General features: G+C 44.0%; 16 protein-coding genes. 11 read left to right on the top strand and 5 right to left on the bottom strand.

The window, feature by feature from the left end:
- Nucleotides 1-36: 36 nt before the first annotated feature.
- The 3 genes from ACU52_RS02755 to ACU52_RS02765 all read left to right on the top strand — a co-directional run bounded on the left by ACU52_RS02755 (nucleotide 37) and on the right by ACU52_RS02765 (nucleotide 4847).
- A complete protein-coding gene (locus ACU52_RS02755; protein WP_053397686.1) occupies nucleotides 37-2373 on the top strand; it encodes an outer membrane beta-barrel family protein in 2337 nt (778 codons plus the stop codon).
- Between the two features lie 229 nt (nucleotides 2374-2602).
- Nucleotides 2603-3706, top strand: coding sequence for a DUF3276 family protein (locus ACU52_RS02760; RefSeq protein ID WP_147630748.1), 1104 nt, complete (start codon nucleotides 2603-2605; stop codon nucleotides 3704-3706).
- Between the two features lie 316 nt (nucleotides 3707-4022).
- On the top strand, nucleotides 4023-4847 hold the full coding sequence (locus tag ACU52_RS02765; protein ID WP_021853452.1) for a DnaJ domain-containing protein: 825 nt from the start codon (nucleotides 4023-4025) through the stop codon (nucleotides 4845-4847).
- A 217-nt stretch (nucleotides 4848-5064) separates the two neighbouring features.
- Here the strand turns inward: ACU52_RS02765 and ACU52_RS02770 are convergent, their stop codons facing one another.
- Nucleotides 5065-5514: a type I restriction enzyme HsdR N-terminal domain-containing protein gene (locus tag ACU52_RS02770; RefSeq protein WP_053397688.1), complete on the bottom strand. Its 450-nt coding sequence runs from the start codon at nucleotides 5512-5514 to the stop codon at nucleotides 5065-5067.
- 194 nt (nucleotides 5515-5708) lie between these two features.
- Here ACU52_RS02770 and holA point away from each other — a divergent pair, with 194 nt between their 5' ends.
- The 4 genes from holA (at nucleotide 5709) to ACU52_RS02790 (ending at nucleotide 9970) form a co-directional block, all read left to right on the top strand.
- Entirely contained in the window at nucleotides 5709-6737 is a 1029-nt protein-coding gene (gene holA, locus ACU52_RS02775; protein WP_021853450.1) for a DNA polymerase III subunit delta, read from the top strand.
- Between the two features lie 775 nt (nucleotides 6738-7512).
- Nucleotides 7513-7980: a helix-turn-helix domain-containing protein gene (locus tag ACU52_RS02780; protein WP_053397763.1), complete on the top strand. Its 468-nt coding sequence runs from the start codon at nucleotides 7513-7515 to the stop codon at nucleotides 7978-7980.
- Between the two features lie 311 nt (nucleotides 7981-8291).
- Nucleotides 8292-9068 (top strand): dihydroorotate dehydrogenase electron transfer subunit, encoded by a 777-nt coding sequence (locus tag ACU52_RS02785; RefSeq protein ID WP_053397689.1) that lies wholly within the window; start codon nucleotides 8292-8294, stop codon nucleotides 9066-9068.
- Nucleotides 9056-9970: a dihydroorotate dehydrogenase gene (locus ACU52_RS02790; RefSeq protein WP_053397690.1), complete on the top strand. Its 915-nt coding sequence runs from the start codon at nucleotides 9056-9058 to the stop codon at nucleotides 9968-9970. Before ACU52_RS02785 ends, ACU52_RS02790 begins: the two co-directional genes overlap by 13 nt.
- Before the next feature lie 979 nt (nucleotides 9971-10949).
- On the opposite strand, the gene ACU52_RS15725 is transcribed toward ACU52_RS02790, so the two are convergent.
- The 4 genes from ACU52_RS15725 to ACU52_RS02805 all read right to left on the bottom strand — a co-directional run bounded on the left by ACU52_RS15725 (nucleotide 10950) and on the right by ACU52_RS02805 (nucleotide 14082).
- Nucleotides 10950-11228 carry a TraB/GumN family protein gene (locus tag ACU52_RS15725; protein ID WP_262503035.1) on the bottom strand — a complete coding sequence of 93 codons (279 nt, stop codon included), beginning with the start codon at nucleotides 11226-11228 and terminating at the stop codon, nucleotides 10950-10952.
- Nucleotides 11225-11857 (bottom strand): TraB/GumN family protein, encoded by a 633-nt coding sequence (locus ACU52_RS02795; protein WP_262503036.1) that lies wholly within the window; start codon nucleotides 11855-11857, stop codon nucleotides 11225-11227. Before ACU52_RS02795 ends, ACU52_RS15725 begins: the two co-directional genes overlap by 4 nt.
- 332 nt (nucleotides 11858-12189) lie before the next feature.
- A complete protein-coding gene (aroC, locus tag ACU52_RS02800; RefSeq protein ID WP_053397691.1) occupies nucleotides 12190-13266 on the bottom strand; it encodes a chorismate synthase in 1077 nt (358 codons plus the stop codon).
- A gap of 150 nt (nucleotides 13267-13416) precedes the next feature.
- Nucleotides 13417-14082, bottom strand: coding sequence for an FKBP-type peptidyl-prolyl cis-trans isomerase (locus ACU52_RS02805; RefSeq protein WP_021853340.1), 666 nt, complete (start codon nucleotides 14080-14082; stop codon nucleotides 13417-13419).
- 454 nt (nucleotides 14083-14536) lie between these two features.
- Between ACU52_RS02805 and ACU52_RS02810 the strand changes: the two genes are divergently transcribed.
- From ACU52_RS02810 to ACU52_RS02825, 4 genes are all read left to right on the top strand, one after another.
- A complete protein-coding gene (locus ACU52_RS02810; protein WP_021853339.1) occupies nucleotides 14537-14899 on the top strand; it encodes a hypothetical protein in 363 nt (120 codons plus the stop codon).
- 741 nt (nucleotides 14900-15640) lie between these two features.
- The gene (gene fldA, locus ACU52_RS02815) at nucleotides 15641-16144 is read left to right on the top strand and encodes a flavodoxin FldA (RefSeq protein WP_053397692.1); all 504 of its coding nucleotides are present in this window, start codon (nucleotides 15641-15643) and stop codon (nucleotides 16142-16144) included.
- Between the two features lie 22 nt (nucleotides 16145-16166).
- The gene (locus ACU52_RS02820; protein ID WP_053397693.1) at nucleotides 16167-16544 is read left to right on the top strand and encodes a DUF2023 family protein; all 378 of its coding nucleotides are present in this window, start codon (nucleotides 16167-16169) and stop codon (nucleotides 16542-16544) included.
- Nucleotides 16545-16790: 246 nt separating this feature from the next.
- Nucleotides 16791-17240, top strand: a complete 450-nt coding sequence (locus tag ACU52_RS02825; protein WP_021853336.1) for an NfeD family protein — start codon at nucleotides 16791-16793, stop codon at nucleotides 17238-17240.
- The last annotated feature ends 23 nt before the right edge of the window (nucleotides 17241-17263 follow it).

Genomic DNA, 17263 nt, shown 5'->3' on the forward strand with positions numbered 1-17263 from the left:
TTGATGTTAAAATTTTTCAGTAAAAAAGCATAACAGATGATAAAGATATGTGTTGATATAAAGCGGATGATGCTGCTTCCGGCAACGTTGATGACACTGACGGCAGCAGGACAGAACGTCAGCGGACAGGTGGTGGATGCACATGGTAAAGGCATACCATATATAAATGTGGTGGCCTTGTCGCTGCCTGATTCGGCTTATGTTACGGGCGTTATGACCGACAGCATTGGCCGTTTCGGTTTCGATGTTCCGCCAGAAGGCCGCCTGTTGCGCGTTTCGGGTGTGGGATATAAGACCGTTTATGCCGACAGGACAGGCAATGAGAGCCGCATTTGTCTGCAAGAAGATACACGGATGCTTGGCGAAGTTGTGGTCAGAAGCCGTATGCCGAAGACACGGCTGAAGGGCGATGCCATGGTGACAAACGTGGTGGGGACGGTGCTGGAGACGGCAGGAAACATGGAAGATCTGCTCGACCGCATACCAAACGTGTCGGCAAACAGCGATAAAATAGAGGTTTTTGGGCGCGGAGAGCCCGAAATTTATATAAACGGGCGCAAGATGCTCGACAAAGTGGAGCTTGAACGCCTTAGTTCGGACAATATAAAGTCTGTTGAGGTTGTAACAAATCCCGGTGCAAGATATGGCGCAAGTGTCAAGTCGGTTATACGCATAACCACCAAGAAGGCCGTTGGCGAGGGCTTTGGCTTTGACAACAGACTGTCGGGTGAGCTTAAAGAGCGAGGCTATGCCTCGGGGCAGGAGCGCATAAACATGAACTGGCGCAGCGGAGGCCTCGATATAGGTGGAACGTTCAACATATCAAGAACTAACACACTTGACCCGAAGCAGCTGGAGCAGATAACATATCTTGACATGACATGGCGGCAGCCAAGTTCGCTTGACCAGGTATATAAAAAAAGGAATATATATGGACGACTGGCGCTGAGCTATATGTTCAACGAGAATCATTCGCTGGGGGCAAGCCTTAGCTGGTATCGCATGCCGTGGGACAACGCCTCGGGATATATGAAATCGAGTGTCGTTAAGGACGATCTGCTCACAGAAAAGCTTTTAAGCTCTTATATCGCGTCAGGACAAGGCACAACGCTGCAGGGAAATTTATATTATGTCGGAAAGATAGGTCAGTTGGGTGTTGACTTTAATGCTGACTGGTATTGGAGCAAGACGGGAAGACACATGACGACAGTTGAGGACTATCAGGAAACAGGACAGGAACCTGTAAACCAGCAGGTCAGCACTTCGTCAGACGGCCGTAACAATCTTGTGGCGTCAAAGCTGGTGCTGACGTCTCCGCTGTTTGGCGGCACCTTGTCTTTTGGCGGAGAGTATTCTTATTCGGTGCGCAAGACTCTTTATGGTGTGCTTCCGGCAGATGTCCTCGAAGACGACAAGAGCCGTATAGAAGAGGGTATGGCTTCGGCCTTTGTTGAATATGTCCGCCATTATGGGCCGTTGAGCATGCAGGCCGGAGTGAGGTATGAGAATGTAGATTTCGACTATTATGACGACGGAGTGTATGTAGGTGAGCAGAGCCGTGTGTTTAACAATATCTTTCCTTCGTTGTCGCTTTCGGGCATGTTTGGCGACTTTGGCGTTCAGTTGGGCTATGCGTCAGACATATCCCGGCCGTCTTATAACCAGCTTCGCAGCAACATAACCTACGACAATCGCTACACTTATGAGGGCGGTAATCCGTTTTTGCTGCCGTCAAGGTCAAACAACGTCAACTTGGCGCTTACATATAAGTGGATAATGTTGAATGCAGGATGGTCGCATGTAATTGATCCGATAATACAGCACAGCGAACCCTACGGAGACGACCCGTCGGTGGTGCTTTTCAGGCAGGTAAACGGTGAGTCGTACGACAAGATGTACGCCTCGCTTAATATAAGTCCGACTTTTGGAGTGTGGCATCCGTCGCTTATGCTCGGCGTGCAGAAGCAGTGGTTCGCCATGCAGGTTCACGGGCATAATCCGCTCGACAATCCCGTTGGAACATTCCGTTTTGACAATACATTAGACACTAAAATATGCCGTATTTCGCTAAATATGCGCTATACGACACGTGGAGGCGACGAGAATGTGTACATGCGGAAGCCTTCTTTCAGGGCAGATATGTCTTTATATAAGGCATTTATGCAAGACCGGCTTACGGTGCAGCTGCAAGTAAAGGACTTGTTCAAAACCTCACGCCAGCGCTTGACCATGTTTTATGGCTCCATGCGCGAGACGCTTTGGGGCGCTCCGGCTCAGCGCAGAGTTAGCCTTACGGTGCGCTATAAGTTTAATGTTGACAAGAGCAAATATAAGGGCACGGGAGCAGGACAGAGCCAGAAAAGCCGTATGTAGACGGCAAGTGTGTTGACTTTACGGCATGCTGCGTATGAAGATTATGATGTTTTTATTGCCTGAAGGCATTAATCGGCATCAGTTTTTATACGTGGCATGCCGTTTTTTTGTATATTTGCATAAATCTTAGTATAAGATAATCTGCATTTCGGCATAAAACCTTGACTAATTTTAGGCTTACTGCTTGGATTTATATTATAACCTTGAATTTGATAACAAAACGAAAAACATGGAAATAAGAAGTAAACTGGGCAACGAAAATATTATGCAGCTGCGAAAAATGGCATTTTTCTGCTCGAGAAAGGAGCCGTCTGGACTTCAGGCTGCTGTGGACAGATGGATAGCAACCCTGCAACCGGATAAGGTTTGCGTAATGTGCGGCGACCAGTCGCCAATGGAAAAACACGTGTTTTCATCATTGCTTGAAAGAAAAATTCCGGCAATATTGGTGCTGGCAGAGGCGATGCATGAGCAGTGGAGCGAGCCGGTGAGCGAGGCTTTGGGCAGTGGCAGGCTACTGATAATAACCCATTGTGGGCCTGAGGTGCATACGGTATGCGCCCGCTCGGCATTCGACCGCAACGCACTGATGATGGCTCTTGCTGACGAAATTATAGTCGGATATTGCTCAAAAGGCGGCAATCTGGAGCGCGGTTTGGCCGGATACAGCAATGTGAGATACCTTGTAGGCAATCAAGACAATAGGGCAAAAACTAAGGAACCGTTACCGCGACAGGGTGGTCGTTCGTATGCCGGACGCCGTTTTCCCGATGATTCTCAGCGCGAAGAAAGCAGTTTGCAGGGCGGACGTTCGTATAACGGACGTAGTTTTTCTGTAAATCAGAATGTTTCCAATGGATTCAGTCAAGGTGGCAGGGCCGTAGCCGGACGGGCTGATAATGGCATAGGACAGTGGAGCCGCAGGCTTGATTTTGGCTATAGCACGATATATTTTGATTTTAACGAGGCCGGAAAGGATGTTTATATCAAACTTACTCAAAGTACAAAATCGGCAGACGGAAAGTATGAGCGCAACAAAATATTCATGGACCGCAGCGAGTTCAGGGCGTTTTATGATACAATAGGCTATGTGACAAGGGCTGTGGAGCGTGATGAAAAATTAGACAAAAACATAGTGGTAAGATCGGCAAGCGGCGACATAAGTCTGAATATGGTCATGTCAGAAGGAATGAAAATGTGTATGATGACTCAGGAAAAAGAGCTGTTGACAATGGGACACAGGCGTCAGACAATAGGATTTTGCGTCACGGAGTTGTCGGCTTTTTACGATGTAGTGATTGATGCAGCCCGCCATTGGCGCATAATAAGCTGATAAAGAGGCAAAAAATGCCTGATGTAGGCGATAGCCGGGTGTTGGTAATACTTGTCAGAATTTTCTAAGGTTCAGGCATGTAGCATCCAAAAAGTTTGTAAACATGAGCGTTTATGGCGATACATCCGCGATATACAGCCTGATTTGGGTTTAATTAAATAAATTTATTTTGTTCAGCCCGCCGTTTGCATTATATTTGCATAAGGGAAAATATACTAAAAATGAAATTGTAATGGCGCTTTTGTGACTATATGTCAGACATCTTGTCTTGTATATTAGACTCGCATGGCGCTTTAAACGTAAAAAACAGAAATTTATGGCAGCAGGAAAATGGATAGGCGGCATATTGGGCTTTATGTCCGGCGGTGCGCTCGGAGCTTTGGCCGGAGTGGCACTGGGAGCCTTGTTTGATTATGGAATTAATGCGGTAAACAAAGACGGAGAGCCCAAAAACGGATACGGAAGTACTTCTTCTGGCCGTCAAGGCTTCGGCAGCGCGACGCGCGAACAGCAATATTATGAGGGGCAGCGCAACAGTTTTTTGTTCTCTCTGCTTGTTCTGGCGTCGTATATTATTAAGGCAGACGGCAAGGTGATGCACAGCGAGATGGAATTTGTGCGGAAGTTTTTGCGTGCAAACTTCGGTGAAGTGGCCGTGGAGCAGGGCAACAGCATACTTCTGCGCCTATTTGACGAGCAGAAGAGGCTGAATGCCACAAATCCTTATGCTTTCAGGGATGTTATACGTCAGAGCTGCGAGCAGATAGCTATGAATCTCGACTATGGTCAGCGTCTGCAGCTGCTAAACTTCCTCGTAATGATAGCAAGGGCAGACGGTTCTATGCCAAATGAGGAAATTTCGGCTTTGAGAGAGTGCGTTCGCTATATGCGCATGGATATGGAAGATCTTGACTCAATGTTGAATCTGCAAAAAGACACACTGGAAGATGCTTATGCTGTGTTGGGCGTATCGCCTGATGCGACAGACGATGAAGTGCGCAAGGCATATCGTAATCTTGCCTTGAAACATCACCCTGACCGTGTGGCTGCGCTTGGCGAGGATATCAGGCGTGCGGCAGAGAAGAAATTCCAGGAAATCAATGAGGCTAAAGAAAAGATATTTAAGGCAAGGGGTATGTAGAAGTTTTGGCCCGTTAAATATTCTCATGCTTACACAGAACGGCTAATCTGCCAACTTTTATTTGTGCAGTTTAGATATATAATAAAGAGCGGACAAATACCATTAAAAAATGAATCAGGTGTTTGTCCGCTCTCTTTTTATGATTAAAAATCAGACTTTTGGGGGTAATGTTTTATTCTTGATGAATCTTTACCCAAAAAACTAATGCAGTTTGGCGTTAAAGTTCGCTGAAATCAGGTATTTCTTTCAGAAAACAATAGCTGTTATTTGCGTAGTCCATTCGGCAGCAATAGTGTTGCAGGCCGTTGCTTACTACGAGATAATCCACTTTCAGCAGCATGTTATAAACCGAAATCTGGTTGAACACCTTCTGTGTGATGGCTATTGTTGGAGCTTTATATTCCATAATCATGCGCGGACGCGCCTGTGAGTCGTATAGAACGCTGTCGCAGCGCAGTTTTTTCTGACCGCATGTCAGTTCTGTCTCGTTGGCAATGAGTGATGCCGGATAACCTTTGTGCTCTGTCAGGAAATGAACAAAATGCTGGCGCACCCATTCTTCCGGTGTAAGACTTACAAACTTGCGTCTCAGCGTGTCAAGAATCAGCGTCTTGCCGTTCTGCTGTTTTATTTTTATTTCGTATTGAGGTAGGTTTAATCGATACATTTTATTAAATTTGCATTCTGAATGGCTTTAAGTTGCCATGTATTAGGGCGTATGAGTTTATAGCCGCAGACAGATAGTTTATGTCTTCAGGCCGCTGACTCAGTAATTTTTGCAAAGTTAGCCATTATTATTTTAAACGGTGAACGTCAGCGTCCTTTTTTGGCAGCAATGGCTTTCAGATAAAGCATAAAGATATGGCAGAGAAAAAGATCGTTACTTTTGAGAGCATAATGCGCGACTTGCGTGCAGGTAATTATGCGCCCGTATATATTCTTATGGGCGAGGAGTCTTATTATATTGATAAGATAACAGATTTTATCTCGACGAATGCTCTTACTCCTGAAGAACGCGACTTCAATCAGTCTGTTGTCTTTGGCTCTGACGTTTCTTCAAGTCAGATTGTTGACATGGCAAGACGTTTTCCGATGATGGCCGAGCGGCAGGTTGTGATAGTGAAAGAGGCTCAGAACATAAAAAACTGGGAACAACTGGAAAAGTATGTTGAAAAACCTGTGAAATCAACAGTTTTGGTTTTGTGTCATAAAAACGGCAGTATTGACGGGCGAAAGAAAATATTGGCCAAGGCAGCAGCCACGGGTGTGGTGTTTGAGAGCAAGAAGAAGCGTGATTATGAATTGCCGGCTTTCATAGAGAGTTATCTTAAAAATTATGGACGCGCTGCAATAGACCATAAGTCATCCCAGATGATAGCCGACCATATCGGTGCAGATCTTAGCAGGTTGACGAGTGAACTCGATAAGCTGATTCTTTCTTTGCCAGAGAATGACCGACGTGTTACTCCTGAGGTTGTAGAGGAGAGGATAGGAGTGAGCAAGGATTTTAATGCTTACGAATTACGCAGCGCGATAGTTAACCGTGATGTGTTGAAGGCGACACGGATTTTGTATTATTTTAATGACAACCCGAAGACCGGAAATGCATACATGCTTATACCGATGTTGTTCTCTTATTTTCAAAATTTACTTATAGCATTTTATGCTCCTCAACCTAAAACTGACGAGAGTGTTGCACGCTGGTTGGACCTCAGGGCAGGGTGGGCTGCAAAGGACTACATCACGGGTATGAGAAATTATACTGGCGTGAAAGTGATGCAGATAATTTCTAAAATTAGAGAGACAGATGCCAAAAGTAAGGGTTTAGACAACCCAAATACCCCTGTCGGGGAGCTGTTAAGAGAGCTAATTTTCTTCATTTTACACTAAAAATAGCCCCATTTTGGGGCTATTTTTTTCTCTTTCGCATTTTTTTCCGAACAAAAAAAATAGGGTTAAAGTCGTAAAAATCAGAGCCTTTTATGATTTTTGACGCTCTCAGAATCGTGTATTTTTGAGCTTTCTTTACCTCGTTTCGAAATACTTAATTTTTCTGTTTTTCGACCGAAAAACAGGCGTTAAAATTTAGCGTTTGCATTTATTATGATTTACAATACCGAAATTTAGCCATCTGAATGTTTATATTTGTTTATATAAAACATAAATGTAAAGCGTAAATTTATATTTAAATATAAATATATTGACAGTTGAATTTATATTTTAATATTTAAATCTTTAAATTTGCAAATTACAAGTTATATTTATGCATTTTCGGATTTATTGTTTAAATGCCTGATTATCAGCCTAAATACGATATTTTATGAAGTAAATTTATGCAATTTTACTTATTTTCGCCTTAAAATACTGCATAAAGCCAGATTTACGCTTTTTATCAGCGCAAATAACGCTCGCCTAATGAATTAGTTAGCAAAATCCTTTAAATAAAGGCTTATCGGGCGTTTTAATAGTCTAAATTTACATTTGTATTTTTAAATACCAAATCACAAGATTTAGATATTTACATTTACAAATATAAATTTATAAATTCAATATTTAAATTTTAAAATAATATTTAGGTTTGTTGTGTATGTCAAAAAAATGATTTACCTTTGTAAAGTCTAAGAAAAATAGCAAAAAACAACATCAAGGTAAGAAAATGGAAGAAATGAAAGACCGAATCAGGCAGATAATGGAGTCTCAACATATGAGTCAACAGACCTTCGCTAACTTCATCGGAATGTCTGCTGCATCATTAAGCAGCATTTTTAACAACCGTACAAAACCGACGCTCAACACCGTTGAAGCGATTAAGAGCAAAATGCCTCGCCTGAGTACTGACTGGCTCATGTTCGGAAGAGGCTCGATGTTTATCGACGACACTCCGACTACCGACCCATCTCCTGCTGAGGATACAGATATGGGCAGTGAGCATGTTGCTGACTTTGGAGGCGGCGTGCCGGATCTTTTCGGAGGCAACCAGACCGGAGCATCTGTTCAACAGTCTGTGCACAGACATGTTGAGAGCGTTATTCGGCCTGAAGTGAAATATGTTGAGCGTCCGCAAAGACAGATTACAGAGATAAGGGTTTATTTTGACGACCTTACCTATGAGACTTTCGTCCCAAAGAAATAGAATTGCCGTGTAAAAACCGACAATATGTTGATTTAGCTTTGCTGGTATGCCCTTTTTTGTAGGCTTATGGCATGTACATACGTTTTTTGAGGCATTTATTGGCTCTGTCATGTGTCAGTTTTTCATTGTTGAGCGTTTTTCTTGACGTTAAATAGCCTTTTATGGCATCATATATGCCGTTTAACATATATTTAACAGCCTGTGACTTTCGTTTTTTTGGAAAGCGCAGGCTTATTTTGTACCTTTGTATTCTGTAAGTAAGGCGATAAAGTCTTTCTTGCGCCTGGTTTAATAAGATAAATTCGTTTCTTATGAAAAAATATGTTTCAGACCTCAAGGTCGTTTCTGTAGAACATATAAACGACAAATATGTTCTGATAAAGCTTACTCAGGACGAACGACTTCCGGAAATGCTCCCGGGACAGTTTGTTGAGATAAGAGTAGACGGATCGCCTTCTACATTCCTTAGGCGTCCCATTTCAATTAATTTCGTTGATTATGACACAAATCAGCTGTGGCTTCTCGTTGCTGCTATAGGCGACGGAACACGCCGTATGGCTCAATTAAAGGCCGGAGACGTGCTTAACTGCATGTTCCCTTTGGGTAACTGCTTTACAATGCCTGAAGGCGCCTCAGAGAAGATTTTGCTTGTTGGAGGCGGCGTAGGTGTGGCTCCGCTGCTGTATTTCGGCAAGAAACTCTGCGATGCCGGTATAACCCCTGTATTTCTTCTCGGGGCACGTTCCGGAAAAGATTTGCTTCTGCTGGATGAGTTTAAAAAGTACGGGCGCGTATGCGTAACGACAGAAGACGGCTCAATGGGCGAGAAAGGCTTTGTTACAAACCATTCTGTGCTCAATGAGGTGGCTTTCGGCCGTATAGCCACTTGCGGTCCGAAGCCAATGATGGCAGCTGTGGCAAAATATGCCAAGGCAAAAGGCATAGAATGTGAGGTGTCTTTGGAAAATAAGATGGCCTGCGGACTGGGAGCATGTCTCTGCTGCGTTGAAAAGACCACAGAAGGCAACGTGTGTGTATGTAAGGAGGGACCGGTTGTAAACATAAAGAAATTGTTATGGCAGATTTAAGCGTAAATATCAACAAATTGCAGTTGAAGAACCCTGTAATGACGGCTTCGGGAACATTTGGCTATGGTCCCGAATTTGCTGATTTCATACCGTTGGAAGGTCTTGGCGGTATTATTGTGAAAGGAACCACTCTAAAACCGCGTGAGGGCAACGATTATCCCCGTATGGTAGAGACGGCTTCGGGTATGCTCAACTGCGTGGGACTGCAGAATAAGGGCGTAGACTATTTCTGTGAGCATATATATCCTGAGATAAAGGACATTGATACAAATATGATTGTAAACGTCAGCGGCTCGTCTCCTGAAGATTATGCTGAATGTGCCGCCCGTATCAACGGGCTGGACAATATTCCGGCCATAGAGCTGAATATTTCATGTCCAAACGTAAGGCAGGGAGGCATGGCCTTCGGCGTTACGTGTGCCGGTGCGGCAAGCGTAGTAAAGGCTGTGCGTGCCAGATACGACAAGACCATGATAGTAAAGCTCTCTCCCAATGTTACCGACATAGCCGAGATAGCGCGTGCCGTTGAGGCTGAGGGCGCCGACAGCGTATCGCTTATCAACACTCTTATGGGCATGGCTATTGATATAGAGAAGCGCAAGCCATTGCTTAGCATCAATACGGGCGGACTTAGCGGTCCTGCCGTGAAGCCTGTTGCCCTGCGTATGGTATGGCAGGTGGCCAAGGCTGTGAAAATCCCTGTTGTCGGTCTTGGAGGTATCTGTAATGCCCATGATGCCATCGAATTCCTTATGGCCGGTGCTACGGCAATAGAGATTGGTACAGCTAACTTTATCGATCCTCAGGTTACGATAAAAGTACGCGACGGCATTAATGAATGGCTCGACAGCCACGGCTGCAAGTCGGTTAAGGAGATTATCGGCACGTTGGAAGACTGCTGATATTTCTGCTTTTTACGAGATTTTTATAAAAAAGTTTTCTGAATAAACTCGTCACTCGTCACAACGCTATGTAAAGTGCTGTAATTTAATCACTTATGATGTGACGACTTTGAAGGCAGACTCATCACAGTATAGGCTTTATGCTAGGCGTGATGAGTCTGTTTTTCAACTCATCACATTCAATGTCGTTGAAAATCAGTAAGTTATGTCTGCTTGTGATGAGTGACGAGTTTATTCAGAAAACTTTTTCTTTATATTCTTTGATTTAATCCTGATTTCGGTTTACCTGAGGCTGTGTTATTCCTGTTTCAGGTTGACAAAGCTTAATCCGGATGTCTTTGCATATTGACGATTTTGCAGAAGCATACCTTTCATGTTGCGTTTTGCCGTCTTTTAGAGCCCGAAAGGTGGTCTTTTATGTGTCAATTTGCCTACTTTTATGGTGTTTTGCCTAATAATTGGGGCTAATTTAGCTCCATTCTGCCTTCTCAACAGAGTCTTTAGTGATAAATTTAGGCCGTTTAACTCCAACCGGGCATTATTATTTTGCTGGATAGCTGCTTAATATCCGTCGCCTTGCCGTTTGCTTTTTGGGCAGATGTAACGAACTATGTCAAGAAAAACGGGCGAAAAGGCGTCTATAGAAAATATAATAGGGCTGAAAGCAGGAATACGCCAAATAGATATAACAATATGCGGTCTTATGGCCGATTGTAGCATTATCTTGCTCAAAATGCTTGTTGACGGCTAATATTGCAGAATATTGTCATTTTTATCTGTTTCCCTGCTTAGATTAGTCGTAAAGCTTATTTCTGTAAGAATTAAAATGCTCCGAATAAAGGCTATCCCATATTCGGAGCATTATTTTGTAGCAAAACGCTATTGTCATAAGGCTTTCTTGCCTTTAAAGGGGCAGGGCATTGCCCGTTTTTGTCTCTGTTATGCCGTGTAGCGTTATGATTTGTCAGATGTTGTGGAGCTACTGTCTTACGCTTTCAACCTTATATCCGGCTTTCTTCAGCAGTTCCAGCACGCCTTTTTCTCCCGTCAGGTGTCCGGCTCCTACGGCAAAGAATGTAGCTCTCTTCTTCATTATCTCCGGCATCTTCTTTATCCAGTCGGTGTTGCGGTTATATATCAGCGCGTCCTTTTCCTGTGGAGTGTAGTCGCAGCTGTTGTTCAGTTTTTCTTCCATAGCGTCGTTTATGGCCTTCAGGTCTTGTGTAAAGAAGGCTTTGGTGATGTTTTCTGTCATCATCTCATACATATCCTTATTGTCCGCAAGGCACACAGCAGTTCTTTTTGGCGCTCTTCCGTCTGTCCCTTGTACAACAGTTCCATCTGGAAGTCTATTGTCTCGAGCGCACCAACAGTCTTACCCTGTTCCTTGGCCTTATTCTGAAAATACTCGTCGAAAGTCTGGTTCGGGTTAAATTTCGGGTTCTTTTTAAGATACATCAGTACGGTCAACTGTGTTGTAAGGGCCTGTGGCGACATTTTCCCGAACTGTTGTGCCACTATCGGGTTGGTCATGTCTATGCCTATAATGTCCTTCATCATGGCGTTGATACGTGCCATTTCCTCGGCTGTGAACATCTTGTCTATCGTCTGTCCGTCCGGGAGCATCATGGCGCTATGTAATTTTGCCATGTTTTCAGGAGCAGTCATTTCCGACATTATTATTTCTCCGTAAACCTGTTCAGATGCGTCTAGGGCATTTTTCAGTCCCGGTATGCTGTCAGCAAAAGATGCCGGTGCAAGATGGTATGTGCCTATTATGTACGACGGTTTGCTCAGTCCGTTGCCGGATATCTTCCATAAAAGTTGCGCCTGAATGCCTATTAACGCAACAAACAGCAAAAATGCAGAAAATAAAATTCTTTTCATAGATAGAATTATTTAGGGATTACACATTTGTCATGACACTAAAAAATTATTCCGTACAAAGATAGCCAATTGTCATGCAAAAACGAAATGATAAGAAAGTTTTTTGTGTCCTGCCTCTTTATTTTTGTCTAAAGTGCTTGTTTTTAGTATGTCACGGTGCAACAAAAAAAGAGAGCGGCCAATTGACCGCTCTCAACCAACACAAAAACTAAACTAGACTTAATTAGACGAAATCAAGATTTTCACAAACCCTGAATTGTCGATGCAAATATACGATATATTTTTTATACAACCAAATAATTATGCGCCTTTTTACACTTTTCTGCAAAATTTTAAAGTTTTATTGTTTTTGATAACAAATATTGGTCAAGTATTGTCATGGCAGCCATGGCTTCTACTATCGGTACGGCGCGTGGCAGCACACATGGGTCATGTCGCCCTTTGGCTTTAAGGTTCACTTCTTCGCCGTCCTTGTTTACGGTCGTCTGGTCTTTCAGCAGTGTTGCTATGGGCTTGAACGCTATTCTGAAGTAGATGTCCTCGCCGTTGCTTATGCCTCCTTGTATGCCTCCGCTGTTGTTCGTTCTTGTGGCTATGCGCCCGTTGTCATTGAAGAATAGGTCGTTCACTTCGCTTCCGCGTCTGGCGCTCATGCCAAATCCTGCTCCAAACTCAATGCCTTTCACGGCGTTTATGCCCAGCATGGCGCTTCCGAGGGCTGCATGCAGCTTGTCAAACTCGGGCTCTCCGAGTCCTGCCGGGCAGCCTTTTATCACGCACGTAATTGTTCCGCCTATGGTGTCGCCCTCAGCCTTAACCTCCGAAATAAGCTTTATCATCTCTTCGGCTTTAGCCTTGTCGGGGCATCTTACAATGTTTTCCTCGGCCGACTCAAGGTCGTATTTCCTGTAGTCGCTGTCGAGAGCGATGGTGCCAACCTGTGATGTGTAGGCATTAACCGATATACCTAAACGCTTTAGAGCCAGCTTAGCCAGCGCTCCGCCTACGCATCTGCTTATGGTTATTCGTGCCGAAGAGCGGCCTCCGCCCCTGTGGTCGCGTATGCCATATTTGTAATTATATGTAAAGTCTGCATGCGACGGACGGAAAACGTCCTTCATGTTGTCATAGTCGGACGATCTTTGATTGGAGTTTCTCACGATGAATCCGATGGGGCAGCCCGTAGACTTGCCTTCAAACACTCCGCTCAATATTTCAACCTTGTCGGCCTCCTTCCTCGCTGTTGTTATGGCGCTTTGTCCCGGTTTTCTTCTGTCAAGCTCGCCTTGTATGAAATCAAGGTCGATGTCTATTCCTGCCGGGTATCCGTCTACAACTCCGCCGACAGCCTCGCCGTGGCTTTCGCCGAAGGTGGTCAGTCTGAACAATTTTCCGAAAGAGTTACTCATGTTTTGCAGAACCGTTTTTACTTTAACATAAAAAATCGGCAAAACGGCTACAGCGCTTGTCGTGTCATAGCCTTTTGCCGTTATAGGTTCAGGTCTGTTGCCGTATTTGCCTATATGCTTTTCAGACCTTTGTCTGTGCTGTTCTTTTCTTTAGTTGCAGCAGCAGCCGTTGCCGCCTTCGTGTCCGTGGTGGCATCCTTCGCCGTGCTCATGGTGGCATCCCTCACCATGTCCGTGATGACATCCTTCGCCATCTCCGTGGTGATGTCCGCAGCAACAGTCGCCTCCGTCTTCGCCATGGTGTCCGCAGCAGCATCCTTCGCCGCTCATGCGGTTGATAAGGCCCTGAATTTCTTCGTTAGTAGCCTCTCTAGACTCAACGATATGTCCTTTGAAATTGAGTGTCTTGCCAGCCAGCGGGTGGTTGAGGTCCACTCTAACCTTGTCTTCGCCTACTGATACAACTTTTGCCAAAAATCTGTTCCCGTCTTCGTTCTGCAGCGGAATAATGGCGTCTTTATATATGTTGTCATGGTCGAAGTGTCCGTTTATGCAGAAGATGTTCTTGTCAAGGTCGAGCACATGCTCTTCCTCATAGTCGCCGTACGCCTCGTCTTTCGACAGGGTGATGTCAAATTCTTCACCCTTGTTCAGTCCGGCAGTGGCATTCTCGAATGCATCGAGCGTTATGCCGTATCCGCTGATAAACTGGAACGGCTCATTATCGGTAGCCTCTTCAACGAGTTCGTTAGAGTTGTTGTCTACAACATACAGTCTGTATGCTACTGCTATGTATTTGTTCTTGTTACTTTCCATTTCTTGACTAAAATTTTCTTTTGAGTGCAAAGATAATGCAATTTGTGCTCAGAATAAAATAAATCGTGTTTAAATTTTCTGTTTTTCTGTTTATTCTCATGCCCGTTTCTTGTTCTCGTGCCCTGTCTTTACCTGTTTCTGGTGCATCTTTTGTTGCCGTTTTGAACGGATGAAGGGGTATTGTCTTACTTTATGTCACAAATATTTTATTGTTATTTCATATTGTTGTAATATGTTGTAAACAGATTGCTAAAAGTATTTTAAATATTTGATTTAGGTCAAAAAAGTAAGCTGTTAACGCAAACAGCATGATATTTTTGTTTCGCTTTGTCGGATTTTGATGTATCTTTGCACCGTCGAAAGACAAAAAGAGATAAATAAATTTAGGATAACGAGCTGAGGCGATTCGTGAGAAAAGAGCCGGGGCTCAAGGTAAAATGAAAATTTAAGGATTATGAAAAGATTGTTTTTAACCGTCGTAGCTGTGCTCAGCATGACTATGACATTTGCAGAAGATGAGAAGTTGAACAACGTTGAGAGCGCAAAAGCTTACAACATGGAAGTTAACTACGGCAAGCTCGCTGACTTCCTCGGTCTTTCTTCAGACCAGCTTGAGGCTGTTCAGGACATTCACACTTCATTCTGCGCAGACATGTTGAATGCTGCCAACGCTAATTCAGACGAGCGTGCATCTATGGTTAACGGTGCAGTAGAGAAAGACCTGAAGTACATGCGTAACGTTCTTACCGGTGATCAGTTCCGCAAGTATCTGATGCTTCTGAACGTAACATTCAACAACCGTGGCATAGAAAGATAATCATTATCGTATATCAGGAAGTCCGCCTGTGCGTAAGCTCAGACGGACTTTTTTTGTTTTGTGTCCTTATTGCCATATTTGTATGTGTCGTTTGGCATTTTGCTGCATCTTGTTATTGTGTCTCATTATCGCGGTATGACATTCTGAAATGTAATGAAATATTACCGCTGAAACAGAAAACTTTTTTATTTTGACGCTCTCAGAATGGCGTTGCTCTCTATAAAAGTATGTTTTTCTCTGAAAAATAGCCGGATATTGCAATCTCTGCTAAATTGCATTATATCAGCGGTTTAGAATATTCTGCCATATAGACGTAACTCGGATGTTGCTCAATATGTGCCCTTTTGTGTTGCAAAAGCATAGGTTTCTGCATGCAAAACGGCAAGTTTTACCAGCCGAAATCAATGCTTTTTTATTAAAACAAGTGCTTTTTAGGTTCTAAGAGATGCCGCTTGTGAATATAGGTTAATTTATTGCTGCTGTTGATTGCGTTAAATTAACTTATGTTAGCAGTATGATTTCTATTTCACAGAAAACTCATGACATGATTTTTGACTTTTTCTTGAAAATGTTTTCGTGAGTCTGTTGACTTTAATTTAGTGCAAAACTCAGTCGTTACGGCCATGGCCTAATTATTTTTAGGTATTGTCAGAAACCCTATTTTTAGGTATTGCAGTATATTTTCTTGTACGTTATCTTTGCAGCCGTAAAGACAAATAACTCATAAATGATAAAATTGATATGGAAAAGACATGTATAATTTACGGTTCGTCAACGGGAACCTGTCAGGCCATTGCCGAGAATATAGCCGGCAAGCTGGGTGTGGGAGCTGCCGACGTGCTTGACGTTTCAAGTATAGACGCTTCAACTCCGGATGCTTACACAAATCTGATTTTGGGCACCTCTACATGGGGAGCAGGTGAACTTCAGGACGACTGGTACGACGGACTTGAGACACTTAAGCAGGCCAACCTTGCCGGAAAGACCATTGCTCTGTTTGGCTGCGGCGACAGCGAGTCGTATGGCGACACGTTCTGCTCGGCTATCGGCGAGATATACAATGCGCTTAAAGACAGCGGAGCAAAGTTTGTCGGTGCCGTTTCGACAGACGGCTACACCTATGACGATTCAGCTGCCGTGGTAGACGGCTGCTTTGTGGGACTTGCGCTCGACGATGTAAATGAGCCGGACAAGACAGACTGCCGCATCGACGCATGGCTTGAAAGTATAAAGAACAGTCTTTAGTTAATTTAAAACAACATGAATTATGAGAACGGATGCCATTGTTACAGAGATACTGCCGCCTGACATGAAGGTGCTGATGAACCATATTTACGAGTATAAGAAAGGTGTGCGCCAGATGGTGCTCTTCACTTTCAACAAGCGATATGAGGACTATGCCACGGCACGTCTTAAGCGGCAGAACATCAGCTATATACTTCAGCCGGTGGGCAACGACCGCATAAACCTGTTTTTCGGCCGCAAGCAGTGTCTCGAGGCTATCCGTCTCATGGTTACACGGCCGCTGAGCCAGCTCACGCCTGAGGAGGACTTCATCCTCGGAGCTATGCTCGGCTATGATATCTGCGCGCAGTGTGAGCGCTATTGTGAGCGTAAATGCCGCAGCTGCATGAAGGCACAATGACGTAAAGTAGATGATAAACTTTTTAGAAATCTTGTTCGCTAAGTAAAATTCATAATGTTTTTGTATACACTGATCGTGGCCGGCTGTGAAGTCGGCCACGTCTTGTTTGTAAAGTTATGTTGGCTGCCGTGTCTTTCCGTATGCCGCCATTCTGTGGTATTACGTTTTATATGTTTAATTTGTTTCTTATTATTTGTAGGAACAAATAATTTTCATTATCTTCGCAAATAAATAAGATTAGTGTGTATGATAGAATATTTTGCCGATAATTTGTGGCAGATGTGGACTCTCATAGCCATTGTCTGTCTTATAGTAGAGCTTACCAACGGAGACTTCTATGTGATGTGTTTTTCCATTGGTGCGCTGCTTACGGTTCTTGTCTCGCTGTTTGTGCCGGGTTTTTATCTGCAGCTTTTCCTGTTTTTGCTGTTTTCGGTGTTGTGCATATTCTTTGTGCGTCCGTTTGCCATAAAGTATCTGCATGGCAGCCGTAAGGAGCGCCTTAGCAATGCCGATGCCATTATAGGCCGTACAGGCCGCGTCAGCGAGACCATCGTTGAAGGCGGATACGGACGCGTGGCCATCGACGGCGACGACTGGAAAGCCGTCACGGCCAATGGCGAAAGTGTGGCTGTAGGGCAGAGCGTAAGGGTGATAGGGCGCGAGAGTATTATCATCACAGTAGAGAAAATTTGATTTAATAACCTAATAATCTTTTA

Source organism: Xylanibacter rarus, assembly GCF_001275135.1.
Lineage (GTDB): Bacteria > Bacteroidota > Bacteroidia > Bacteroidales > Bacteroidaceae > Prevotella > Prevotella rara.